General features: G+C 71.1%; 21 protein-coding genes and 2 tRNA genes. 17 read left to right on the top strand and 6 right to left on the bottom strand.

What is annotated here, in order from left to right:
• Positions 1–351 precede the first annotated feature (351 nt).
• Complete coding sequence (locus DEI98_RS05025; RefSeq protein WP_111100125.1) at positions 352–1,395, top strand: LLM class flavin-dependent oxidoreductase; 1,044 nt, start codon at positions 352–354, stop codon at positions 1,393–1,395.
• Positions 1,396–1,470: 75 nt separating this feature from the next.
• Here the strand turns inward: DEI98_RS05025 and DEI98_RS05020 are convergent, their stop codons facing one another.
• The 5 genes from DEI98_RS05020 to DEI98_RS05000 all read right to left on the bottom strand — a co-directional run bounded on the left by DEI98_RS05020 (position 1,471) and on the right by DEI98_RS05000 (position 6,964).
• Positions 1,471–2,088, bottom strand: a complete 618-nt coding sequence (locus tag DEI98_RS05020; RefSeq protein ID WP_111100124.1) for a response regulator — start codon at positions 2,086–2,088, stop codon at positions 1,471–1,473.
• Positions 2,085–3,119, bottom strand: a complete 1,035-nt coding sequence (locus DEI98_RS05015) for a sensor histidine kinase (protein WP_111100123.1) — start codon at positions 3,117–3,119, stop codon at positions 2,085–2,087. Before DEI98_RS05015 ends, DEI98_RS05020 begins: the two co-directional genes overlap by 4 nt.
• Before the next feature lie 157 nt (positions 3,120–3,276).
• Positions 3,277–3,350 (bottom strand) — tRNA-Pro (locus DEI98_RS05010).
• A gap of 93 nt (positions 3,351–3,443) precedes the next feature.
• Positions 3,444–4,400 carry a metallophosphoesterase gene (locus DEI98_RS05005; RefSeq protein ID WP_071405008.1) on the bottom strand — a complete coding sequence of 319 codons (957 nt, stop codon included), beginning with the start codon at positions 4,398–4,400 and terminating at the stop codon, positions 3,444–3,446.
• The gene (locus tag DEI98_RS05000; RefSeq protein WP_111100122.1) at positions 4,397–6,964 is read right to left on the bottom strand and encodes a transglycosylase domain-containing protein; all 2,568 of its coding nucleotides are present in this window, start codon (positions 6,962–6,964) and stop codon (positions 4,397–4,399) included. The genes DEI98_RS05005 and DEI98_RS05000 overlap by 4 nt, the downstream gene beginning before the upstream one ends.
• A gap of 50 nt (positions 6,965–7,014) precedes the next feature.
• Here DEI98_RS05000 and DEI98_RS04995 point away from each other — a divergent pair, with 50 nt between their 5' ends.
• Both DEI98_RS04995 and DEI98_RS04990 read left to right on the top strand, forming a co-directional pair.
• A complete protein-coding gene (locus DEI98_RS04995) occupies positions 7,015–7,173 on the top strand; it encodes a DUF4177 domain-containing protein (protein ID WP_017888699.1) in 159 nt (52 codons plus the stop codon).
• A complete protein-coding gene (locus DEI98_RS04990; RefSeq protein WP_111100121.1) occupies positions 7,170–7,631 on the top strand; it encodes a RidA family protein in 462 nt (153 codons plus the stop codon). Before DEI98_RS04995 ends, DEI98_RS04990 begins: the two co-directional genes overlap by 4 nt.
• 74 nt (positions 7,632–7,705) lie before the next feature.
• Here the strand turns inward: DEI98_RS04990 and acs are convergent, their stop codons facing one another.
• Positions 7,706–9,658, bottom strand: coding sequence for an acetate--CoA ligase (acs, locus tag DEI98_RS04985; RefSeq protein ID WP_111100120.1), 1,953 nt, complete (start codon positions 9,656–9,658; stop codon positions 7,706–7,708).
• 577 nt (positions 9,659–10,235) lie between these two features.
• Between acs and DEI98_RS04980 the strand changes: the two genes are divergently transcribed.
• From DEI98_RS04980 to dacB, 14 genes are all read left to right on the top strand, one after another.
• Positions 10,236–11,312 (top strand): CpaF family protein, encoded by a 1,077-nt coding sequence (locus tag DEI98_RS04980; RefSeq protein ID WP_375334808.1) that lies wholly within the window; start codon positions 10,236–10,238, stop codon positions 11,310–11,312.
• Positions 11,309–12,142 (top strand): type II secretion system F family protein, encoded by an 834-nt coding sequence (locus tag DEI98_RS04975; RefSeq protein WP_181437946.1) that lies wholly within the window; start codon positions 11,309–11,311, stop codon positions 12,140–12,142. The genes DEI98_RS04980 and DEI98_RS04975 overlap by 4 nt, the downstream gene beginning before the upstream one ends.
• Positions 12,143–12,226: 84 nt before the next feature.
• Positions 12,227–12,469, top strand: coding sequence for a DUF4244 domain-containing protein (locus DEI98_RS04970; RefSeq protein ID WP_111100118.1), 243 nt, complete (start codon positions 12,227–12,229; stop codon positions 12,467–12,469).
• A 10-nt stretch (positions 12,470–12,479) separates the two neighbouring features.
• Positions 12,480–12,785 carry a TadE family type IV pilus minor pilin gene (locus tag DEI98_RS04965; protein WP_181437945.1) on the top strand — a complete coding sequence of 102 codons (306 nt, stop codon included), beginning with the start codon at positions 12,480–12,482 and terminating at the stop codon, positions 12,783–12,785.
• Between the two features lies 1 nt (position 12,786).
• Positions 12,787–13,266 (top strand): hypothetical protein, encoded by a 480-nt coding sequence (locus DEI98_RS04960; RefSeq protein WP_111100116.1) that lies wholly within the window; start codon positions 12,787–12,789, stop codon positions 13,264–13,266.
• Positions 13,242–16,073 (top strand): type I DNA topoisomerase, encoded by a 2,832-nt coding sequence (gene topA / locus DEI98_RS04955; protein WP_071405000.1) that lies wholly within the window; start codon positions 13,242–13,244, stop codon positions 16,071–16,073. The genes DEI98_RS04960 and topA overlap by 25 nt, the downstream gene beginning before the upstream one ends.
• Positions 16,070–16,705: a dTMP kinase gene (gene tmk, locus DEI98_RS04950; RefSeq protein WP_111100115.1), complete on the top strand. Its 636-nt coding sequence runs from the start codon at positions 16,070–16,072 to the stop codon at positions 16,703–16,705. The genes topA and tmk overlap by 4 nt, the downstream gene beginning before the upstream one ends.
• A 25-nt stretch (positions 16,706–16,730) precedes the next feature.
• Entirely contained in the window at positions 16,731–17,873 is a 1,143-nt protein-coding gene (locus DEI98_RS04945; RefSeq protein ID WP_071404998.1) for a DNA polymerase III subunit delta', read from the top strand.
• 24 nt (positions 17,874–17,897) lie between these two features.
• Positions 17,898–18,533, top strand: coding sequence for a TetR/AcrR family transcriptional regulator (locus DEI98_RS04940; RefSeq protein WP_111100114.1), 636 nt, complete (start codon positions 17,898–17,900; stop codon positions 18,531–18,533).
• 44 nt (positions 18,534–18,577) lie between these two features.
• Positions 18,578–18,650 (top strand) — tRNA-Thr (locus DEI98_RS04935).
• 181 nt (positions 18,651–18,831) lie between these two features.
• Entirely contained in the window at positions 18,832–19,629 is a 798-nt protein-coding gene (locus DEI98_RS04930; protein WP_071404996.1) for a glycoside hydrolase family 16 protein, read from the top strand.
• Between the two features lie 188 nt (positions 19,630–19,817).
• Positions 19,818–20,258 (top strand): BLUF domain-containing protein, encoded by a 441-nt coding sequence (locus DEI98_RS04925; RefSeq protein ID WP_111031954.1) that lies wholly within the window; start codon positions 19,818–19,820, stop codon positions 20,256–20,258.
• A gap of 83 nt (positions 20,259–20,341) precedes the next feature.
• Positions 20,342–21,337: a Gfo/Idh/MocA family protein gene (locus DEI98_RS04920; RefSeq protein WP_111100113.1), complete on the top strand. Its 996-nt coding sequence runs from the start codon at positions 20,342–20,344 to the stop codon at positions 21,335–21,337.
• A 73-nt stretch (positions 21,338–21,410) separates the two neighbouring features.
• Positions 21,411–22,922, top strand: a complete 1,512-nt coding sequence (gene dacB, locus DEI98_RS04915) for a D-alanyl-D-alanine carboxypeptidase/D-alanyl-D-alanine-endopeptidase (RefSeq protein WP_111100112.1) — start codon at positions 21,411–21,413, stop codon at positions 22,920–22,922.
• The last annotated feature ends 19 nt before the right edge of the window (positions 22,923–22,941 follow it).

Raw genomic sequence — 22,941 nt, 5'->3', positions numbered from 1 at the left:
ACCCCACTCGGTTTCGCCGTGCGGTCACATCGCGTCGGCGGTGCGCCTGTCGGGCGACCGGACGTGACCGGTCCGCGAGGTACGCGCGGCACGTCGTGACCGCTCGGCGTCCGAGACGGAACCGACAGTCGGCCTGGAGGCGCGGTGCGGCCCCGCCACGGGCCTCCCGGCCGTCGCGCCGCACGTCCAGGGCGGGCCGCGTGCGTCAGCCGAGTGGTCGCGAATCGTCGCTGCCGCGACTTCCGGGCGACGCCCGGTGACCGGGCGTCGGCTGGACGACGGCATGTCGTGACCGGTCGACGTCCCGGTCCCGGGTGGAATGCGGGTGCGCCGGCGTGCGTTGGTGACCACATGACCGACGACACCCTGCACCTGTCCGTCCTCGACCTGGCCACCCGCGAGTACGGCCAGTCCAACACCGAGGCCCTGCAGGGGTCCATCGACATGGCCGTGCACGCCGAGCAGCTCGGGTACGAGCGGTTCTGGGTCGCCGAACACCACGGGATGCCGGGCATCACCTCCTCGGCCCCGGCGGTGCTGCTGAGCGCCGTGGGTGCCGCCACCTCGACCATCCGCATCGGTTCCGGTGGCGTGATGCTGCCGAACCACGCACCCCTCGTCGTCGCCGAGCAGTTCGGCACCCTCCGTGCCCTGTACGGCGACCGGGTCGACCTCGGCCTCGGGCGTGCTCCCGGCACCGACGGCGCGACGGCGATGGCCCTCCGCCGCACGGACCGACTCGATGTCGACGACTTCCCGGACCGCCTGGCCGACCTGATCGGGTTCTTCACCGGCATGGGCGCGGAGAACCCGCTCGCCAGCATCCGCGCCGTGCCGGGCTACGGCGACGTGCCGGAGTTCTGGCTGCTCGGGTCCTCCGGCTACAGCGCCCAGGTCGCCGGTGCGCTCGGTATCTCCTTCGCCTTCGCCCACCACTTCGCGTCCGACAACACCGAGGCGGCACTCGCCCTGTACCGCGACTCGTTCCGTCCGTCACGCTTCCGGCAGACGCCGAACGCGCTGATCGGTGTGCAGGTCGTCACCGACGAGGACCCCGCCGTCATCGACGAGCAGAGCGCCCCGGGCATGATCTCGTTCATCCGGATGCGCTCCGGCCGGAAGCCCGAGCCGGTGTCGATGGACGAGGCGCGTGCGTACGAGTTCAACGACCTCGAGCGTCGGTTCATCGCGGCCCGCACCGAGCGTCAGGCCTACGGCAACGCCGAGCAGGCCGCGGAGAAGATCAACGCGCTCGTGGCGTCGACCGGGGCGAACGGCGTGATCGTGTCGCCCGGTGCTGCGCAGGCGCGGTACCGGCACCAGGCGCTCGACGTCGTGGCGGGGCTGCACGCCGCCGGCAAGCTCGTGCCCGCGGGTGCTGCAGTCTCCGTCTAGTTCGCTTCGTGAGCAGGAATGGTCGGGTCGCCGTCGTGCACCCGACCATTGCTGCTCACGAAGTTCCGTGGTGCCTCAGGTGAGCAGGCCCAGGCGCGTGGCGGCGGCCACCGCCCCGACGCGGGAACCGACGTCCAGCTTGCGGAAGACGTTGTAGACGTGCCGCTTGACGGTGCCGATCGCGAGCTGCAGATCGGTGGCGATCTCGGCGTTGGTGCGCGCGGCGGCGATGAGTCGCAGGACCTCGAGCTCGCGGTCGCTCAACGGTGAGCCGGCTCGGGCCTCGGTCACCAGGTCGACGGGGAACGTGACGGGTGCCGCATCGGCGTGGGCTGCGTGGGCGATCCGGTCGACGAGTTCACGGCTCGGGGTGTCCTTCGTGACGAAGTCGACCGCGCCGGCATCGAGCAGGGTCCGGCGGAGGACGGCGTCCCGGTGCATCGTGAGCACCACCACCCGGATGTCCGGGCGGGTGCGGCGGACCGTGGCGATCGTCGTCCGAGCCGGCGGGCCGTCCAGCTCGACGTCGAGCAGCAGGACGTCGATGGCGGCGGCCTCGGGGGAGTCGAGCACCTCGGCCGGCCGTTCGCCGTGTGCGACCACGCGGATCGTGGGGACCGCGGCCAGGATGGTCGCGAGTCCTTCGCGGAAGAGCCGGTGGTCGTCGACGATCGCGACGTGGGTGACGGTCACAGGGTGCCCCTCGGGATGGTCAGGCGGACGGTGGTGCCGTGGTCTCGGCTGCCGCGGACGCTCTCGACGTCGAGCCGGGCGCCGATCACCGCGGCACGCTCGCGCATGGTCTGCTGCCCGAGGCGGCCGTCGGCGTCGCCCTCCACCTCGAAGCCCGGACCGTCATCGGCGACCGTCACCACCAGTGCTGCGGGTGACCAGAGGAAGCGCACCGAAGCCGTCGCTCCAGGCGCGTGCTTGCTGCGGTTCGTGAGCGCCTCGAGCAGGATCGTCAGCGCTTCCTCGGCCTGCCAGTTCGGCAGGGGACCGGCCACACCCGTCGACTCGATGGACAGGAGGTCGTCGTCGGGGAACAGATCGCGCACGTGCCGTCGGAGCGCGTCGTCGAGCAGGGCATCCCCGACCCGGGCGTGCAGGCTCACTGCGAGGTCCTGGACGTCGCCGAGTGCGCTCCGGAGCAACCGCGCTGCGTCGTCGAGCTGATCGGCTCGTTCTTCCGCCGGTGGATCCGTCAGCAGGACGAGGTCGAGGCGCTGCAGCCCGGCGAGGATGCCGTGGGCGACGCGGTCGTGCAGGTCCCGCGCGATCTGCGTCCGGGAGTCCAGGTGCGCCGTGGTGAGGCGTTGGCGCAGCGCTTCCGTGTACGCGACCGCCCCGGCCGGGAACCGGCTCCAGATGCCGGCGTGCAGGGCCCTGGTGGCGCGCAGGACCTCGGCGGTGGACGCCGCGCCGACCTCGTCGACGAAGACCGGCAGGTAGGCATCGAACAGCATCTCCGCCGCGAGCATGGCGCCGGCCGGGTGCTGGGCGTGCTCGGCGTGCAGACTGCCGGTCGCCAGGTGCTCGGGGTCGAGGAACGCGTGGCTCACGACGCTGCCGTCGGTCCCCGCGGCGTAGCGCTCGTGGGCCTCGGCGATCATCGACGAGACGTTATCGGTCAGGCTCTGCGCCAGGGCCGGGTCGTCCGCGATGTCGGGGAACTCGGCGGCGATCGTGACGAGCACGGCGGCGAGGGGATGGTCGTTCTGCATGGCGTTTGCGAGCGTAGCGGGAGGGGCTGCTCGCGATGGGGCGGGGACCGGCTGACTGGGTCGTGCGACCCATCGGGCGGCCGAGACGCATCCGGGGAAAGCAGAAGGCCCTGGTTCCGGAGAACCAGGGCCTTCTTCGTACTGTCTCAACACAGTGTCGGGGTGACAGGATTTGAACCTGCGACCTCCTCGTCCCGAACGAGGCGCGCTACCAAGCTGCGCCACACCCCGCGGTGTGATCACTCCGTACCGGAGCAACCAGACAATACTATCCGATGATCGGGGATGCTCACGACCATCAGGTGAACTCCCGGGCGCGTCGGCTCAGGAAGCCCGCGCGGTCAGGGTGACCACGACGGCCTCGGGCCGGCAGGCGAACCGGACGGGCGCGTAGATCGAGGTGCCGAGACCGGCCGAGACCTCGAGCCACGACCAGTGGTTGCGGTGCTCCCACTTGTGCAACCCGCTGGCGTACCGGCGGGGGAGGTCGCTGTTCGTGACGAGCGCGCCGACCCCGGGGACCGCCACCTGACCGCCGTGGGTGTGCCCGGCGAAGATGATGTCGGCACCCTGGGTCACGAAGGCATCGAGCACGCGACGGTAGGGCGCGTGCGTGACACCGATCGCCACCGGTGCGGGGCCGTCCTCGTCCTCGGACCACGGCACGTCGCTGCGCATCTCGTCGACGTTGGTGGGGAGGAGGTCGAGGCGGTCCCAGTCGCGGTGCGCGTCCGAGGTGCCGAACAGCTCGAACCGGGAGCCGCGGAGTTCGATCGCATGCGCCTGGTCGTTCAGGTCGAGCCAGCCGAGCGACTCGAAGAACGCCGTCTGCCGATCGATGTCGAGACCGACGGGCTCCGCAGCCTTGTGCATCCGGCTCGGCCCCGAGAAGTACTTGAGCGGGTTGCGCGGGGAGGGCCCGAAGAAGTCGTTCGACCCGTAGGCGAAGACACCGGGCACCCCGCGGAACGGCTCGAGCGCGTACTCCACGGCGGCGTTCGCGGTCGCGTGGCCGAGGTTGTCCCCGGTGTTCACGATGAAGTCCGGTTCGACCAGGCTCAGGTCGCGCAGCCACTGCTGCTTGTCGGCCTGCCACGGGGCCATGTGGATGTCGGAGAGGTGCAGGACAGTGACGTCACGGGATCCCGGCGGGAGCACCGGGACGGTCTCCCACCGGATCCCGAAGCGACGACGCTCGACGAGCGAACCCCACGCTGCCGAAGCAGCTCCGACGGCCGCGCCGGCAGCGAGGACACCGAGTGCGGTGCGACCGCGGGTCACTTGCAGTCCTTGGGCGCCTTGCCGTTCTTGTCGCCGTAGAGCTGGATCGTCACGTTGTCGTTCTTGTTCGCCGTCGCGTTGATCGCCGGCTCGACCGCGGCGACCTTGCAGGTCTTGCCACCGCCGCCCTTGGCGTAGCTGTCGGCGAGGTTGACGCTCGTGAACCCGGCGTCGTTCAGTGCCGAGCGGGCGTCCCCGAGGGAGTCGCCGCCGATCTCCGGAACGGTCGCCTGGGTGCCGTCGGACGTGTAGACGGTGACGCTCGAACCCGAGGACAGGAGCGCACCCGCCGCCGGGGACGTCGAGGTCACGGAACCGGGGTTCCCCGGGCCGGGGCGTGCCCCACCGTCGACGTAGGTGAACCCGGCGCCGGAGATCGCCGCGCGGGCCTCGTCCGCGGTCTTGCCCTGCAGGTTCGGGAGCGCCTTGGCATTGCCGCGGAGCGCCGAGCTGTTCGGGTCGGTGAACGGACCCGCTGGGTAGATCGCGTTGACCGGCGTCTGCGCCTGCCGCCACACGTCCGCACGGCTGGCGGCGTACGTGCCGCTCACCCCGTTGCTGAAGTTGCGGAGGTTGGTGAGCTTGCCGTCGGTGTTGCCCTGCCAGTAGGCGGTGGCGACACGCGAGCTCGAGCCGACCAGCCAGATCTGGTTGCCGTCGTCGGTCGTACCCGTCTTGCCGAACAGCTGCATGCCGTCCGGGGTCTGCGCGCCGCGAGCGGTGCCGCCAGCGATCGTGCCCTTCATGGCGTAGACCGCAGCGTGGGCGACCTCGGGATCGATCGCCTGCTTGCAGTCCTTGGTCTGTCCGCCGAGCTTCTTGCCGGACGGTGAGGTGATCTGGTCGATGGCGATCGGCTTGCAGTAGATGCCGTTGTTCGCGACGGCGGCGTACGCGGCAGCCATGGTCATGGGGGCGATCTCGTTGATACCGAGGACCGATGACGGGTTGGAGAGGAGTTCTCCGCCGTCCGCACGGTGGACGCCGAGGGACTCGGCCACCTTCTTGATGTCGCACAGGTCGAGCTTCTGCGCCATGTTGAGGAACGCCAAGTTGATGGACTGCGCCGTCGCCGCGGCAACGGTGTAGTTGCCGCTCTCACCGGCACTGTCGTTCTTCGGCCGGTAGCCCCCTCCGACGTAGTACGGCTGTCCGCACTGGGTCCACCCCGTCGACATGTCACGCGGCGCTCCACTGACGACCTCGTTCAGACCATGCCCGGCCTGCAGCCACGCGAGCAGGGTGAAGAGCTTGTACGTCGAGCCCGTCTGGAACCCCTTGGCGCTGCCGTACTTCTCGTCGACGCTGTAGTTCAGCGACGTCGAAGTCGGCGCGGATTTCAACGACTCGTCGAAGTCCTTGTTCTGTGCCATCGTGACGATGCGGCCGGAGCCCGCCTCGATGGAGTTGAGCGTCGCGCCGAGAGCGAGGTTCGTCTCGGCCTTGTTGTCGTAGGTGTTGACGAGACGCTTCTGCTCGGCGTTCAGATCGATGTTCAGCGTCGTCTGGATCTTGTAGCCGCCGTTCCGCCACGCGGTGTCGCGAGCCTTCTGCGACGAGCCGAGCTGCGACATCTCGAGCACGACCTTCTTGGCGTAGTCGCAGAAGAACTGCGAGCCGTCGCCGACCGAGGCGCGGCAGCCCTGCGAGGGCTGCGTCAGGTGCACGTAGTCCGCCGGCTTCGACTGGCGAGCCTTGCGGTACTCGGCCTCGGTGAGGTTCTTCTGGTCGTACATCGAACGGAGCACGACGTTGCGTCGGGCGACGTTGGCGTCGTACTTCTTCGGGCTCGACAGGTTGCGCGCCTCGGGGTACTGCACGATCGCGATGAGCGACGCGGCCTCGGCCGGGGTCAGGTCGGTCGCGCTCTTGTTGTAGTAGTGCTGCGCCGCGGCCTGCACGCCGTAGGTCTGGTCGCCGAAGTAGGCGATGTTCAGGTAGGCGGTGAGGATCTCCTTCTTGGAGTACTTCTTCGCCAGCCCGATCGCGAGCTTCATCTCCTCCAGCTTGCGGGGGATGGTCTGCTCGACGGCCTCGTTGTAGGCCTTCTCCTGCTCCTTCTTGGTGGGGAGGTTCAGGGCTTCGTTCATCTTGATGTTGCGGACGAGCTGCATGGTCAGCGTCGACCCACCGCCCGAGTCGCCGAGGCCGCCCGCGATGCTGCCCACACCGGCGCGGATGAGCGACGTCATGTCGACGCCGCCGTGGTCGTAGAAGCGCTTGTCCTCGCCGTCGATCGCCGCGTTCTTCAGTTGATCGCTGATCTGGTCGAACTTCAGCTCTTGGCGGTTCTGGTCGTACAGGGTGGCGAAGTGCACGGACTTGCCGCCCGAGTACGCGTACAGCTCGTTGCGCTGCGGCAGGTCACCGATCTCGATGTACTCCGGCAGGGACTCGAACACACCGATCGTGGACGTCGTCGTGACACCGGCGACGGCGATGGCCGGGGTGACCCCGATCGTGACGAGCAGGCCGGCGAGGGCACTGAACCCGACGAATCCGATGAAGGCGCCGACTGCTGAGACGGGCTTGGTCCGCGATGCAGACGTCTTCTGGGCAGACATAGGATGCAGCCTAAACGACACCCCCGACTGAAAGGCTGGCAAGGAACCGCATGACTCGCTGGGAGTACTTCACCACGCCGCTGATGATCCACAACACCACCGCGATCCTCAACAACTACGGGGACGAGGGCTGGGAGCTGGTCCAGATCGTCACCGGGCCCGAGGGCGGTCTCGTCGCCTACCTGAAGCGCCCCAAGGCCGACGCATGAGCGTCTCCGACCGGCTCGCCGAACTCGGCCTGGCGATCCCCGCGGTCGCCGCGCCCGTCGCCGCCTACGTGCCCGCCGTCGTGACGGGCCAGTACGTCTACACGGCGGGCCAGCTGCCGTTCGTCGACGGCGCCCTGCCCGTGACCGGCAAGGTCGGCACCGACGTCGACGCCGAGACCGCCGCCGCGCAGGCTCGCGTGGCCGCGCTGAACGCCCTGGCCGCCGTGCAGTCGGTCGCCGGTTCGCTCGACCGCGTGGCCCGTGTCGTCAAGGTCACGGTCTTCGTCGCGTCGGACCCGTCGTTCACGGGGCAGCCCGCTGTCGCGAACGGCGCGTCGACCCTGGTCGGCGAGGTCTTCGGCGACGCCGGCGTCCACGCGCGGAGCGCGGTGGGCGTCGCCGTGCTCCCGCTGGACGCGCCGGTCGAGGTCGAGCTGGTGGTGGAGCTCACCGCCTGACGGCAGCGACCGACGGAACCAACGCGAGCAGGGCCTCCAGATCTGACTGGAGGCCCTGCTTCCGTCCGGCGGGACTACATGAGTTCCGCGATGGTCGCCATGATCGTCGGGTCGGCGAGCGTCGTCGTGTCGCCGATGCGGCGGCCCTCGGCCGCGTCGCGGAGCAGCCGCCGCATGATCTTGCCGGAGCGTGTCTTCGGCAGCTCCGGCACGATGACGACCTGGCGCGGCTTCGCGATCGCGCCGATCCGCTTGCCGACCCAGTTGCGGAGCTCCGCGGAGGCGGTCTCGCGGTCGACGTCTGCGGCGGCCTCGGCCGTCAGGATGACGAAGGCGACGACGGCCTGCCCGGTGGTCTCGTCGGCGGCCCCGACCACGGCGGCCTCGGCGACGCCCTCGTGGCCGACCAGGGCGGACTCGATCTCGGCCGTCGACAGGCGGTGTCCCGAGACGTTCATGACGTCGTCGACCCGCCCCTGCACCCAGATGTCGCCCTGCCCGTCGAGCCGCGCGCCGTCGCCGGCGAAGTAGCGGCCGGGGAACCGCGACCAGTACGTCTCCACGAACCGGTCCGGGTCGTTCCAGATCCCGCGGGCCATCGACGGCCACGGCTCGGTGATCGTGAGGTAGCCGCTCTCGCCGGGATCGGCACGGTTGCCGTCGTCGTCGACGATCTCGGCGACGATGCCCGGCAGGGGCGTCTGCGCGGCGCCGGGCTTGAGCTTCGTGACGCCGGGCAGCGCGGAGATCATGATGGCGCCGGTCTCGGTCTGCCACCACGTGTCGACGATCGGCGTGCGGTCGTGGCCGATGACCTGGCGGTACCACTGCCACGCCTCGGGGTTGATCGGTTCGCCGACGCTGCCGAGCAGGCGGAGGGTCTCGAGGCTGCGCGCCTCCGGGATCTCGCGGCCGGCCTTCATCGCTGCGCGGACCGCGGTGGGCGCGGTGTAGAGGACGGTGACGCCGTACGCGTCGACGAGGTCCCACCAGCGGCCGGGCTTCGGCTCGTCGGGCGTGCCCTCGTAGAGCACCTGCGTGACGCCGTTGGCGAGCGGGCCGTAGACGACGTAGGAGTGGCCGGTGATCCAGCCGATGTCCGCGGTGCACCAGTAGACGTCCTTCTCCGGGTGCATGTCGAAGACGTTCTTGTGCGTGTAGGCGGCCTGGGTCAGGTAGCCGCCCGAGGTGTGCACGATGCCCTTCGGCTTCCCGGTCGTGCCCGAGGTGTACAGGATGAACAGCGGTGTCTCGGCGGGGAATGCCTGGGCCTCGTGGGTCGGCGCCGCCTTCGCGAGCTCGTCGTGCCACCAGACGTCGCGGTCGTTCCACGCGACGTCGTTGCCACCGCGCTTGACGACCAGGACGTGCTCGACCGTGTCGGTGCCGTCGCCGGTCAGCGCCTCGTCGACTGCGGGCTTGAGCGGTGAGACGGCACCGCGCCGCCACCCGCCGTCCGCGGTGACGACGAGCTTCGCACCGGCGTCCTCGATGCGGGTACGGAGGCTCTCCGCGCTGAACCCGCCGAAGACGACCGAGTGCACGGCACCGATGCGGGCGACGGCGAGCATCGTCACGACGGCCTCGGGGATGAGCGGCAGGTACACGACCACCCGGTCGCCTGCGCCCACCCCGAGGTCGGTGAGCATGTTGGCTGCGCGCTGCACCTCGGCGGTCAGCTCGGCGTACGTGATCCGGCGCGTGTCGCCGGGAGCGCCTTCGAAGTGGATCGCGACCCGGTCGCCGTTGCCCGCACGGACGTGCCGGTCGAGGCAGTTCTCGGCGACGTTGAGCGTGCCGTCGGCGAACCACTTCGCGAACGGGGCGCCCGACCAGTCCAGGGTCTGCGTGAACGGGGTGCGCCAGTCGAGCAGGGAGCGGGACTGCTCGGCCCAGAACGCCTCGCGGTCGGCTGCTGCTGCGCGGTGGAGGTCCTCGCCGGCGACCGCGTCGGCCACGAACTCGGGCGGCGGTGCGAAGGTCGCTCCGTCGTCGCCTCGGGGGTCGGTCTGGGTCGGAGTGGACATCGATGTCCTTTCGCGTCGTTGCGGCCTCTGGTGGCATCCGTCGCCGGTGCCTGCGTGCATCCGGAGACTACCCCTCGGCCGGGTCGGGGCGCGGCACGCCCGGAGGTCGTGTCCGGGGTTGCCCTGGAGGGCCGATCGTGGGGTACAGTAGATCCCGCTGGACTCGTTTCCGGCGGCATCGAATCGGATTCCCCCCAATCCCTCGATGTCAAGGCGGCACCTGTTCCCCCCAACCGGTGCCGCCTCTTCTGTTTCCCGGGGTCCGACTCGAGCGATGGTGGCTCGTCGGGCTCCGCCGTGTGCCCCGATCCGCGCAGGCACGCCGGTCGCGTGGACAGACCGGTCCATGCTCGTGCATGCATTCTGCATGTTCTTGCGTAGCAGGTGCTACGCACAGTCCGGCCGGGGGAAGCGGGGGTGGTGGGTAGCCCCGAGCGCGTCGGTGTCGCATCATCGACCGGGGTACGGCTTTCCGTTTCGGGGGACAAACCGGTCCGTTGGTGGGGCACTCCGACGTTGTCCACAGATGTGGGGACCGTCTCGGCTGAAGGCCGAAGTGCTCCCTACCGTCGGCGGCATGCCCCTGCACCGTGCTCCACTGCTTCCCCGCGCGTCGGCGCCGTCCGCGTCGACATCGCCTGCGTTCTCGGCACCGGCGCGGGCGCATGCTCCGTCGGCGCCGTTCCTGCCCGGAGCAGCGCCTGCGGCTCGTCGCCGGGCGTCCGTGGTCGTCGAGTTCGAGGAACTCGCCGCCCTGGTGGCTGATGCCACCGTGACGGACGTCCTGGTGCTCGGCGGCGTGGGGACGTGGGTCGACCGCGGCACCGGCCTCGAAGCCGTCCAGCCGCGACTGACCGAAGCACGTACCCGCGAACTCGCGACGCGGCTCGTCGCGCTCGGCGGTCGCCACGTCGACGAGACCACGCCGTGCGCGGACGTCCGGCACGGCGACGGCGTCCGGGTCCACGTCGTCCTCGCGCCGGTGTCCGTCGGGGGCACCGCGGTGTCGATCCGACTGCCACAGGTCCATCGACCCTCCCTCGCCACCCTCGAGCGCGGCGGGACCTTCGCGTTCGTCCCGCGCTCGGTCGTCGAGGACGCCGTCGCGGCGCGCCGGAACGTCCTGGTCACCGGCGCGACCGGCAGCGGCAAGACCACGCTGCTCGCGGCGATGCTGGGCAACGTCCCCGTCGACGAGCGCATCGTGACGGTGGAGGACGTCGCGGAGCTCCGGATCGCCCATCCGCACGTCGTCGCGCTCGAGGCGCGGCAGGCGAACGCCGAGGGGGTCGGCGCACTCGGCCTCGACCGGCTCGTGCGCGAGGCGCTGCGGATGCGACCCGACCGGATCGTCGTGGGGGAGTGCCGCGGCGCCGAGGTCCGCGAACTCCTCTCCGCCCTGAACACCGGGCACGACGGCGGAGCCGGCACCGTGCACGCCAACGGCATCGCCGACGTCGCCGCTCGCCTCGAAGCACTCGGCGCACTCGCCGGCCTCGGTGCCGAGGCGCTCGCCCGGCAGGCCGTCAGCGCCTTCGACCTGGTCCTGCACGTGGAGCGGCGAGCAGGCCAGCGACGGCTCGGCGGCGTGGGCACGTTGTGCGTCGGCCCGGACGGGAGGCTCGAGGTGCGCCCGGTGGACGGGCTGCGGTGAGGCGACCCACACCCGACGGCCCGGCGCGGGTGGCCGGGGTGCTCGACCGGGTGGCGACGCTGGTCGCGGCGGGGGTCCCGCCACCGCGGGCCTGGCAGCTCGTCGGCGGACTGCCCGGGGTCGGGGGACCCGCGCAGCAGGACATCGTCGTCGTCCTCCGCGTGGCGGACCGGACGGGAGCGCCCGTCGCGGAGACCCTCCGCGGGCTCGCCGGCGCGCTCCGACGCGCCGCAGCATCGGACCGCGCGATCCGGGTCGCCCTGGCCGGTCCGCGGACGAGCGCCCGGGTCGTGCTCGCGCTGCCGCTCTTCGGGTTGGGGCTCGGTGCGGCCTGGGGTGCCGGTGCCGTCGAGGTCCTGGTCGGTTCACCGGCCGGCTGGGCGTGCTCGTGCACCGCGGCCGTCCTCGTCCTGGCAGGGCGACGGTGGACCGCCCGGCTGGTCCGTTCCGCGACCCCCGACGGCCGGGTCCCCGGGGTGCTCCTCGACGCCTGGGCCGTGGCGGTCGCCGGAGGCGGGTCGTGGACCACCGCCGGGCAGGCAGTCGCCGAGGCGTCCGCGGGAGCCGCCCCGCCCGCCGGGGACGTGCACCGGCTGCGGGAGGTCCTCGACCTCGCCCGGCGGGCGGGGGTGCCCGCCGCGGGGTTGCTCCGCCGCGCCGCCGAGGACGTGCGCGACGAGGCCGCTGCCGACGGGCTCGTGGCGGCGGAACGACTGGCCGTCCGACTGGTGCTGCCGCTCGGGGTCTGCGTCCTGCCGGCGTTCGTGCTCGTGGGGGTGGTGCCCGTGGTGGTCGGGGTCCTCTCCTCCACGGTGGGCGGGGCGGCGTGACCTGTCCACAGATGGTGCCGAGGCTGCTTCGTCGACACCCCAGCCAGGACACGCTGGTCCCACCGAACAGAAAGGACGGACTCCATGAGCACCACGTCATCCCCCGACCGCCGCACCCGTCGGGCCATCCGGCACCACCGTCGCCCGCGTCGCCCCGTCGCCCGGTGGTCGTCCCGGCTGCGGGACGACCGGGGATCGGCCACCGCCGAGTACGCGGTCGTCATCCTCGCCGCCGTGGCCTTCGCCGGTGTGCTCGTCGCGGTCATGCGCTCCGGCGAGGTCCAGACCATCCTCACCGACCTCGTCCATGGCGCGCTCTCGCTGTGAGCGCGGCTCCGTGACCGTCGAGTTCGCGGTGGCGCTCCCCGTGGTGGCGATCGTGCTGACCGCCCTCGTCGCGGCCGTCCTCGTCGTCGACGCGCAGGGCCGTCTGCAACTCGCCGCAGCCACCGCCGCCCGGGCGATCGGGCGTGACGACGAGCACCAGGGCCGGTCCGCGGCCGACCGGATCGCTCCGGGGGTCTCGGTCGTCGTCCGGTCGGACGGTGACCTGGTCTGCGTCGACGCCACGCGCGGCGGGACCGGTCCCTTCGCGGCGCTCCCACTGGCCGCGACGGCGTGCGCCGCGGCCCGAGGGGGCTGACGTGACGATCCCCGACGGCCAACGCGGCTCGGCGACCGTGCTGCTCGTGGCGGTCCTCGGCGTTGGGGTCCTCGTCGGGTCCACGGCGCTCGCCGCCGCCGGCCACCGCACGCAGGCCCTCCGCGCCCAGGGCGCCGCCGACGCCGCCGCCGTGGGCACCGCGGCGGCCGCCACCGGGCTGGTACCGGGGGAGCCGTGTGCGGTCGCGACCCGGATCGCCACGGCGAACGGGGCCGCCCTCGACGCCTGCGAACTCGTCGCCACCACGGCCCGCGTCCGCGTGGTCGTGGGCACCGGACCGTTCGTCGTCGGCGCACTCGCGGTGGCCGCTCCGGCAGGCGACCCGCCCGAACACTATGTGTATGGTGTGCCTGTCGGCCCGCGGTCACCGATGTCCCGGTCGACCCGGACACGCTCGTGGCCAGGGCCGATCAGCACCATCGATCAAGGAGACACGTGCCAGGCACGAAGAAGCTCGTGATCGTCGAGAGCCCTGCGAAGGCGAAGACGATCGCGCAATACCTCGGTGACGGATACGAAGTCCAGGCCTCGGTCGGACACATCCGCGACCTCGTCGAGCCGAAGAACCTGCCGCCCGAGCTCAAGAAGGGCTCCCTCGGCAAGTTCTCGGTGGACGTCGACAACGGCTTCGAGCCGTACTACGTCGTGTCCGACGCCAAGAAGAAGACCGTCTCCGAGCTGAAACGCGCCCTCAAGGACGCCGACGAGCTCTACCTCGCAACAGATGAAGACCGCGAGGGTGAAGCGATCGCGTGGCACCTGCTGCAGGTACTGAAGCCGAAGGTCCCCGTCAAGCGGATGGTCTTCCACGAGATCACGAAGGAGGCGATCCAGCGCGCGCAGGAAGCCACCCGTGAGCTCGACACCGCCCTCGTCGACGCGCAGGAGACCCGCCGCATCCTCGACCGGCTGTACGGGTACGAGGTCTCCCCGGTCCTGTGGCGCAAGGTCGCCCCCGGTCTGTCCGCCGGCCGTGTGCAGTCCGCCGCCACCCGGCTCGTCGTCGACCGCGAGCGCGAGCGCCTGGCCTTCGTGTCCGCCAACTACTGGGACCTCTCCGCCCGGTTCGAGAAGGCCGGCGAGTCCTCCTTCTCGGCGCGACTCGCCCGGATCCACGGCACCCGCGTCGCCTCCGGCCGTGACTTCGACGACCGCGGCACGCTCAGCGGTGACGTCGTCCGGCTCGACGAGGCCGCTGCCGCGTCGCTGACGACGGTCCTCGAGCGCGCCGGTGACGCCACCGTCCGCAGCGTCGACTCGAAGCCGTACACGCGACGCCCCGCCGCGCCGTTCACCACGTCGACGCTCCAGCAGGAAGCCGCGCGCAAGCTCCGTCTGTCCCCGCGACAGACCGCTCGTGCTGCGCAGACCCTGTACGAGAACGGCTACATCACCTACATCCGTACCGACTCGGTCTCGCTCTCAAAGCAAGCCATCGACGCCGCTCGCAAGCAGGCAGCCGACCTGTACGGCTCGGCCACCGTGCCCGACAAGCCCCGCCTCTACGCGAGCAAGAGCAAGAACGCGCAAGAGGCGCACGAGGCGATCCGTCCCGCCGGTGACTCCTTCCGCACCCCGCAGGACCTGCAGGGCACCCTCACCGGTGTCGAGTGGCGCCTCTACGACCTCATCTGGAAGCGCACCATCGCGTCCCAGATGGCGGACGCCAAGGGTTCGACCGCGTCGATCGTGCTCGGCATCTCCTCCACCGAGTCGGTCGAGGGCATCGCCTCGACCGCGAACGGCACGGATGCCGAGTTCACCGCATCCGGCACCGTCATCACGTTCCGCGGCTTCCTCAGCGCCTACGAAGAAGGCCGTGACGAGGACCGCCACGAGTCGTCCGAGCGTGCGGGCCAGGACGTCGCCCTGCCGAACGTGGCCCAGGGCGAGCACCTCGCGGTCACCGACGTCGAGGCGAAGGGGCACGACACCACCCCGCCGCCGCGCTTCACCGAGGCGAGCCTCATCAAGACGCTGGAAGAGCTGGGGATCGGGCGTCCGTCGACCTACCCCACGATCAGCCCGACGATCATCGACCGCGGCTACGTCTCGCTCCGCGGCACGCAGCTGGTGCCGAACTGGATCGCGTTCAGCGTCGTGCGCCTGCTCGAGGAGTACTTCGGCGAGCTCGTGGAGTACGACTTCACCGCCGAGATGGAAGAAGACCTCGACCGCATCGCCCGCGGCGACGCCGATCGGGTGGACTGGCTCAAGGGCTTCTACTTCGGTGGCGGCGACGACGACCAGCGCGGCCTGCGGACCGTCATCGACAACCTCGGTGAGATCGACGCCCGCGAGATCAACTCGGTCGAGCTCGCTCCGGGCCTCACGCTCCGGATCGGTCGGTACGGCCCCTACATCGAGGTGCCGAGCGACGACCCCGAGAAGCCGCGGCGGGTGAACGTGCCCGAGGACCTCGCTCCCGACGAACTGACCGTCGAGAAGGCGAAGGAACTCGTCGACGCACCGGTGATCGGCGACCGTGTCGTCGGGATCAACCCGGAGACCGGAAAAGAGGTCCTGGCGAAGGATGGCCGCTTCGGCCCCTACGTCACGGAGCGCACCCCAGAGCCCGAACCCACCGTGGACCCGAAGACCGGCGAGGTCGTCGAAGCGCCCGCAGCGGCAGAGGCCCCCGTGGCCGACGCGGCTGCTGCGACCGCGACGAGCGAGACGGCATCGGCGACGGCGACGGCGAAGAAGGCCCCCGCCAAGAAGGCGCCTGCGAAGAAGACGACGAAGAAGGCCGCGGCGCCGAAGGAACGCACCGCTTCGCTCTTCAAGTCGATGGACCCGCAGACCGTCGACCTCGAGACCGCGCTGAAGCTCCTCGACCTGCCCCGCGTCGTCGGCCAGGACCCGGAGACGGGCAACGACATCACGGCGCAGAACGGCCGGTACGGGCCGTACCTGAAGAAGGGGACCGACACCCGGACCCTGCCCGGCGAGGACGCGATCTTCGACATCGACCTGCCCGGTGCACTCGAGCTGTTCGCGCAGCCGAAGTACGGCGGCAACCGCACCGCGAGCGCCGCGCTCAAGGAGTTCGACGCCGACCCAGTGTCCGGCAAGCCGATCAAGATGAAGGACGGCCGGTTCGGGCCGTACGTCACCGACGGCGAGACGAACGCGACCATCCCGAAGGGCGAGGACGTCGAGGCGGTCGACCACGCCCGCGCGGTCCAGCTCATCGCCGACAAGCGTGCCAAGGGGCCGGTCAAGAAGAAGACCCCGGCCCGTCGGACGGCGGCCAAGAAGAAGTGACCGGTCGCTTCATCACGCTCGAGGGCGGCGACGGCGCGGGCAAGACGACCCAGGCGGAGCTGCTCTCGGCGTGGCTCGGTGCGCACGGTCGGACCGTGGTCCGCACCCGCGAGCCCGGCGGCACCGACCTCGGCGTCCAGATCCGGCAGATGGTCCTGCACGAGCGGGGCCACGTCGCACCCCGGGCCGAGGCGCTGCTGTACGCGGCTGACCGTGCCCAGCACGTCGAGACGGTCGTCCGTCCGGCGCTCGCTCGCGGCGAGGTCGTCCTGCAGGACCGCTACATCGACTCGTCCGTCGCCTACCAGGGCGTCGCGCGCGGCCTCGGCGCCGAGCAGGTCCGGTCCGTCTCGGAGTGGGCAGCGGACGGTCTGGCACCGGACCTCACGATCCTGCTCGACCTCGACGTCACCGTCGGACGCGCCCGGGTGGCCGCGGCGCGGGGCGACACCTTCGACCGTCTCGAGTCCGAGGCTGCGGCGTTCCACGAGTCCGTCCGTCAGGCCTTCCTCGCGATGGCCGAGGCCGAGCCGGTGCGCTTCCTGGTGGTCGACGCCTCGGCCCCGACCGGCACCGTGCAGGACGCGGTCCGTCGAGCGGTGGCCCCGCTCGTCGGGATCGACCCGGCATGACGGTGGTCACTGACAGGATGGTCCCGTGAGCGTGTGGGACGGCCTGACCGGGCAGGAAGAAGCGGTCGCGTCGCTGCGCAACGCGGCCGAGTCCACCGACGGCACCGGCGGCATGACGCACTCGTGGCTCATCACCGGCCCGCCCGGATCGGGTCGGTCGAACGTGGCGACCGCCTTCGCGGCGGCGCTCGTGGGCAACGGCCCCGACGACGACCACACCCTGCGGCAGATCACCGCGAAGACCCACCCCGACGTCTCGGTGCTCACGACCCAGCGCGTGATCATCACGATCGACGAGATCCGGCAGCTCGTCACCTCGTCGTACTACTCGCCGTCGGTCGGCCGCTACCGGGTCGTCATCATCGAGGACGCCGACCGCATGACCGAGCGCACCTCGAACCTGCTGCTCAAGGCGCTCGAGGAACCCCCGGAGCGCACGGTGTGGATCCTCTGCGCCCCGAGTGAGGCCGACCTGCTGCCGACGATCCGGTCGCGCGTCCGCTCGGTCCGCCTGCGCGTGCCCGGCATCGAGTCCGTCGCCGACCTGCTCGTCGCCCGGACCGGTGTCGACCGTGCCCTCGCGATGGATGCTGCTCGTCAGGCGCAGAGCCACATCGGCATGGCACAGCGCCTCGCCACGAGCGAGCCGGCACGAGACCGTCGCCGCCGGACCCTGACGACCGTGCTCGGTGTGCGGAGCGTGGGCGATGCCGTCATGGCGGCCGCCGAACTCCTCGCCGTCGCCGACGAGGACGCCAAGTCCATCACCGAGCAGCGCGACTCCGAAGAGCGCGACGCGGCCCTGCGTTCGCTCGGGGTCGAACCCGGCGGGACGATCCCGCCGGCGCTCCGGTCGCAGCTCCGCGCTCTCGAGGACGACCAGAAGCGCCGGGCGACCCGGAGCCTGCGCGACGGCCTCGACCGGATCCTGGTCGACGTCTCGTCCCTGTACCGCGACCTGCTCCTGCTGGGGCTCGGAGCCCCGGCGGAACCGGTCAACCTGGCCATGCAGGACCAGCTCGAACACGCGCTGCCGACGACACCGCCCGCTGCCGCGCTCGAGGTCCTCGACGCCGTGGCCCTGGCGCGCCAGCGCATCGCGGCGAACGTGGCGGCACTCCTGGCGCTCGAAGCACTGCTCGTCACCATCGCCCGCGCCCGCCGCTGAGGCCCGGCGTGCGACAATCACGGCATGCCCGACGCTGAACCCGGCCTGCGCGAACGGAAGCGCCGCGCCACCCGGCGCGCCATCCAGCAGGCTGCGCTCCGGATCGCCATCGAGGACGGCCTCGGGGCGGTGACGGTGGACGAGATCTCCCGGCGGGCAGACGTCTCGCCGCGGACGTTCTTCAACTACTTCCCGAGCAAGGAGCAGGCGATCCTCGGGGACGACCCGCAGCTGCCCGACGACGCCTCGCTGCAGGCGTTCGTCGACGGTGGTCCGAGCGGTGACCTGCTCGCGGACATCGGCACGCTGCTCGTGCACTCCACGCGCGAACTGATCGAGGAGCGCGGGCTCATCGAGGAGCGCCAGCAGGTCCTCCGCGCGAACCCGGAGCTCTTCAGTCGTCGCATGGCGTCCATGAAGGAGTTCCAGGCGGAGCTGCAGGCGGCCGTCACGTGCCGGCTCGAACACGCCGACCCGGAGCTCGCCGCCGACGCCGAGGCACTCCGCCGTCGCGCGGGTCTCGCGGCCATCGTCGCCCTCGCCGCCCTGCGCCACGCGTGGTGGGAGTGGTCGGGTTCCGAGGCCGGAACACACCTGGTCGACGAGCTCGAACGGTCCTTCTCCGAGCTCGGCGTGCTGGTTTCGCGTTCACTCGTCTGAACCTGTATAGTCATTGCTCGTGCCACTCCGGACATGGAGTGTGCGCCGCCTTAGCTCAGTCGGTAGAGCGATTCACTCGTAATGAATAGGTCGTCGGTTCGATTCCGACAGGCGGCTCCGTGAACACCCCGGTCAGGCCCACTCGAAGTGGCTCTGACCGGGGTTTTCGTATTCCGGACGAAACCCGTGTCCCTCGCCCGAGGGGCAGACGTCGGGCGCGTTCGCGGGCTAACCTTGTCCGCGAAACGGGGGACACGATGACCGACCACCAGCCCAGCGCTCCACCGGCGGTGACGCCGTGCTGAAGCGTGTCCTGGTCATCGTCGTGGTCGCTGCTACCGCCGGAGCCCTCGCGGTCACCGCGGCAGCCGTGCCCGAGTCCCGTGCCACGTCCGCCTCGACCTCGTCGCCGAGCACCGGTCCGTCCGCGACCCCGACGGCGTCCGCGACCGGTCCCGCGTACCTCGCGGACCGCGAGCCGACCTTCTCCGAGGACTTCGACACCCCCGCAGCAGCGGGCGGCCCCTTCGCCGAGACGTACCGGAACTCGTGGCAGCCGTACCCCGACGGCACGGGCGGCAAGTACTACTCGGACAAGCTCATCAGCGCCCACGACGGCTACCTGGACGTCGCGATGGACGGGGAGCACGGCGCCGCCGGGACGTTCGGCACGCCCACCGGCGCCTGGTCACACGTCGGCGGCACCTTCAGCATCCGTGCGCGGGCGACCGGTGGCGACGGCAACGGGATCGCGGTCATGCTCTGGCCGACGTCGAACGCCTGGGCGGACGGCGAGCTGAACTACCCGGAGGGGCAGTTCAACGGCTCACCGCGCGTCTTCCACCACTCGATGCTCCAGGGGCTCGAGAAGCGGACCGAGCACTACAACACCCGGGTGTCCTGGAACGACTGGCACACCTACACGACCGAGTGGGTGCCGGGGAAGATCATCCGGTACTACCTCGACGGCAAGCTCGTGTTCACGGTGCCGCGCAACGTGCCCACCACCCCGCACCGCTACATGTTCCAGATCGGCAACTGGGGCGACCCCGGGCACGTGCAGATCGACTGGGTCCGCACCTACGACACGGAGTGACCAAACCCCCCGGACGGGGGCTCCGAATCAGTCCGGTCGTACGACCCGACACCCGTGTGCTCGCGTCGATGACCCGAACCTCGACGCGGGTGCGCGGGCGGGAACGATCCCCGTTCTGGGGCTGCCCGACGGCGTCGGTGCGGTCCACGATGAGAGGGAACCCGTTCCGTCGTCACCGAGAGGTCGTCATGCTGCTGTCCCTGGTCTACATGAGCGCAGCGAACGAGGTGTTCGACCAGGAGCGGCTCGACGCACTGCTCGAGCACGCACGGGTCCGCAACACCGCGTCCGGCCTGTCCGGTCTGCTCGTCTACAAGGACGGCCGGTTCATGCAGCTGCTCGAGGGCCCGGAGTCAGCCGTGCTCGAGACGTACCAGCGCATCATCGACGACCCGCGGCACACCGACGTCGGCCTGCTCGTCGAGGAGCGCATCCACACCCGGCGTTTCGGCGAGTGGAAGATGGCGTTCCACCGGGAGGCCGAAGCCGACCTGCCCGACGGCTTCGACTCGTTCCTCGCCGAGGGCGATGCGAGCGCCGACACGAGCCGTGCCCGTGAGCTCCTGCGCTGGTTCCGGAACCACCCGATGGCCGCCCCGGACGCCGCGCTCGGCAAGCACCGCCGCTGACGACCCGAGGCGGGCACCGCCGCTGACCGCCCGACGCGGACCCCGCTGACGACCGCCGCGGGCCGCGCTGGTAGACAGGACCCATGACGGTTCGCTGGGGAGTCATCGGCACAGGCGGCATCGCACGGTCCTTCGTGGGTGACTGCACCGCGGCCGGCATCGTGTTCACGGCCGTGGGCAGCCGCACCCGTGAACACGCCGAGGCATTCGCCGCCGAGTTCGGCATCGAGCGGGCCCACGGTTCCTACGAGGACCTGGTGGCGGACGACGATGTCGACGCGGTCTACGTCGCGACCCCGCACGTCCGGCACGCCGAGGACGCCCTGCTCGCGATCCGCGCGGGCAAGCACGTCCTGGTCGAGAAGGCCTTCACGATGACCGCGGCCGAGGCCCGGACGGTCGTCAACGCCGCGAGGCAAGCCGGTGTCGCGGTGATGGAGGCGATGTGGACCCGGTTCCTGCCCCAGATGGCGATGATCCGCGAGGTCGTCGCCGAGGGACGGATCGGCCGCCCGGTGGTGGTCGAGGCGACCCACCACCAGGCCCTCCCGACGGACCCCGGCCACCGGTTGCGCGACCCGGCACTCGGTGGGGGAGCGATGCTCGACCTCGGGATCTACCCGGTGTCCTTCGCGGTGGACGTGCTCGGGGTGCCGACCACGCTGGTCGCAGCCGGGACGCTGAGCGAGCAGGGCGTCGACGAGCAGATGGGCCTGGTCATGACGCACGAGGGCGGTGCGCAGTCGATGATCCACTTCGGGATGGACCTGCGGAGCCCGAACACCGCGTCGATCATCGGCGAGACCGGCCGCATCGACCTCGACTCCACCTGGTACACGCCGACCACCTGGCGGATCCGTGATCGCGACGGAGCCGTCGTCGAGGAGTTCGACGGTCGCGAGGAACTCGCCGGCTACGAGCACGAGGCCCGCGCCTTCGAGACGATGATCACGTCAGGCCGCCACGACGGCGGCCCGATGGACCCGGACGAGACCGTCGCGATCATGGCGGTGCTGGACGAGGCACGACGCCAGGTCGGGGTCCGGTACCCGGCCGACGGTCCCGTCACGGCTCCCTGATCCGGCTCCCGTCCGCCACGGATCCCGGATCCGGCCTGGAGGCTCCTGCCGCAGTTCCGTAGGATCGGTCGCGATGTCCGAGCAGCAGCCCACCCCGCGTTCCGTCCCGGAGCGGTTCCACGCCGCCGTCACCGCGGTGCGCGCCTCCGCCGCGCGACGCTCGGTCCCGTGGATCGCCGGTGGCCTCGCGGCGCTGCTCGTGGTCGGTTCCGGTGGGGCCGTCGCCGTCGCGGCGGCCACGACCCCGGACTCCCGGACTGCTGCGGCGCCGAGCCCGACCCGGACCGCGTCCTCGGCTCCGGACCGGACGACCACCACGAAGCGCCCGACCACGAAGCCGTCCCCCACCCCGACCCCAGATGCCCGCGCGGTGCCGGACGACCTCGCGGGTCCGTCTGCGCTCCGGACCTGCTCGATCGCGACGGCTGCGTCGGCGAGCGGCCTCGGTGACTTCGAGGGGTACGTGATGGACGCGAAGACGGGCAAGGTCCTGTTCTCGAAGCACGGCGAGCGGGCCGCCCAGACCGGCAGCGTCATGAAGACCCTGACCTCGGCGACCGCTCTCTCGGTGCTCGGGGGCGACCACCGCATCCCGACGACCGTCGCACGGGAGTCCGCGAACACCGTCGCCCTCGTCGGTCACGGCGACGCGACGCTCTCCGCCGGCGGTGGCACCGTCTACCCGGGCGCCCCGACCCTCGCCCAGCTCGCGCAGCAGGTGAAGGCGAAGGTCGGCGACACCCCGGTCACCACGATCGTCACGGACGACTCCTACTGGAGCGACGCCGACGCCTGGGACCCCACGTGGCCGGTGTCCGAGCGCACCATCGGGTACCAGCCGGAGGTCACGGCGCTCATGGTCGACGGTGACCGGGCGAACCCCGCAGCGGCAACCTCGCCCCGGTCGGAGGACCCGGTCGGACGCGCGGGCATCGCCTTCCGGACGGCACTGGCGAACGCTGGCGTCGCTGGCGCCTCGTCCGCGCAGATCGTCAAGCGGGCGACCACCGGCACCGAGACGATCGCCACGGTGTCGTCGCAGCCGGTGTCGACACTCATCGGGCAGATGATCCCGAACTCGGACAACACCCTGGCCGAGATGCTCGCCCGGGTGTCCTCGAAGGAGTCCGGCTCGAACGGCTCGGCGGCGTCGCTGTCGTCCGTGTACCAGTCGGCACTGCGCTCCTACGGCCTCGACCCGGCCGGCATCGTGATCAAGGACGGCTCGGGCGAGAGCGCCTCGAACGCCGTGTCGCCGGAGTTCGTCGCACACCTCATGGTGCAGGCCGCCTCCGGCGCGAAGGGCCTCGGCACGCTCGCGAACGCCCTGCCGGTGTCCGGCCAGTCCGGCACCCTGGCCAGCCGGTTCACCGGCGCGAACGCGGTCGCCCGCGGCAAGGTGCACGCGAAGACGGGCTGGATCGACAGCGCCAACACCCTCGGCGGCTACATCGACGCCGCCGACGGGTCGCGGCTGACCTTCGCCTTCTACGCCATCGGCTCACCGCGTGCAGCGGCACTGCCGGCACTCGACGCGGTGACCGCCGCGACCTACTCGTGCGGGAGCAAGCTCACCGGCTCCTGAGCCGACGGGTGTTGGATGG

This window comes from Curtobacterium sp. MCLR17_034, from assembly GCF_003234485.1.
In the GTDB taxonomy this organism is placed as follows: Bacteria; Actinomycetota; Actinomycetes; order Actinomycetales; family Microbacteriaceae; genus Curtobacterium; species Curtobacterium flaccumfaciens.
This window is presented reverse-complemented; position numbering and strand designations above follow the sequence as displayed.

What these genes read in the sequence shown, in the direction of transcription:
- DEI98_RS05025 (WP_111100125.1), top strand. Translation starts at nt 352, where the DNA reads ATGACCGACGACACCCTGCACCTGTCCGTCCTCGACCTGGCCACCCGC.
- DEI98_RS05015 (WP_111100123.1), bottom strand. Translation starts at nt 3,119, where the DNA reads ATGCAGAACGACCATCCCCTCGCCGCCGTGCTCGTCACGATCGCCGCC.
- DEI98_RS05000 (WP_111100122.1), bottom strand. Translation starts at nt 6,964, where the DNA reads ATGTCTGCCCAGAAGACGTCTGCATCGCGGACCAAGCCCGTCTCAGCA.
- DEI98_RS04995 (WP_017888699.1), top strand. Translation starts at nt 7,015, where the DNA reads ATGACTCGCTGGGAGTACTTCACCACGCCGCTGATGATCCACAACACC.
- DEI98_RS04990 (WP_111100121.1), top strand. Translation starts at nt 7,170, where the DNA reads ATGAGCGTCTCCGACCGGCTCGCCGAACTCGGCCTGGCGATCCCCGCG.
- acs (WP_111100120.1), bottom strand. Translation starts at nt 9,658, where the DNA reads ATGTCCACTCCGACCCAGACCGACCCCCGAGGCGACGACGGAGCGACC.
- DEI98_RS04980 (WP_375334808.1), top strand. Translation starts at nt 10,236, where the DNA reads ATGCCCCTGCACCGTGCTCCACTGCTTCCCCGCGCGTCGGCGCCGTCC.
- DEI98_RS04970 (WP_111100118.1), top strand. Translation starts at nt 12,227, where the DNA reads ATGAGCACCACGTCATCCCCCGACCGCCGCACCCGTCGGGCCATCCGG.
- DEI98_RS04940 (WP_111100114.1), top strand. Translation starts at nt 17,898, where the DNA reads ATGCCCGACGCTGAACCCGGCCTGCGCGAACGGAAGCGCCGCGCCACC.
- DEI98_RS04925 (WP_111031954.1), top strand. Translation starts at nt 19,818, where the DNA reads ATGCTGCTGTCCCTGGTCTACATGAGCGCAGCGAACGAGGTGTTCGAC.
- DEI98_RS04920 (WP_111100113.1), top strand. Translation starts at nt 20,342, where the DNA reads ATGACGGTTCGCTGGGGAGTCATCGGCACAGGCGGCATCGCACGGTCC.
- dacB (WP_111100112.1), top strand. Translation starts at nt 21,411, where the DNA reads ATGTCCGAGCAGCAGCCCACCCCGCGTTCCGTCCCGGAGCGGTTCCAC.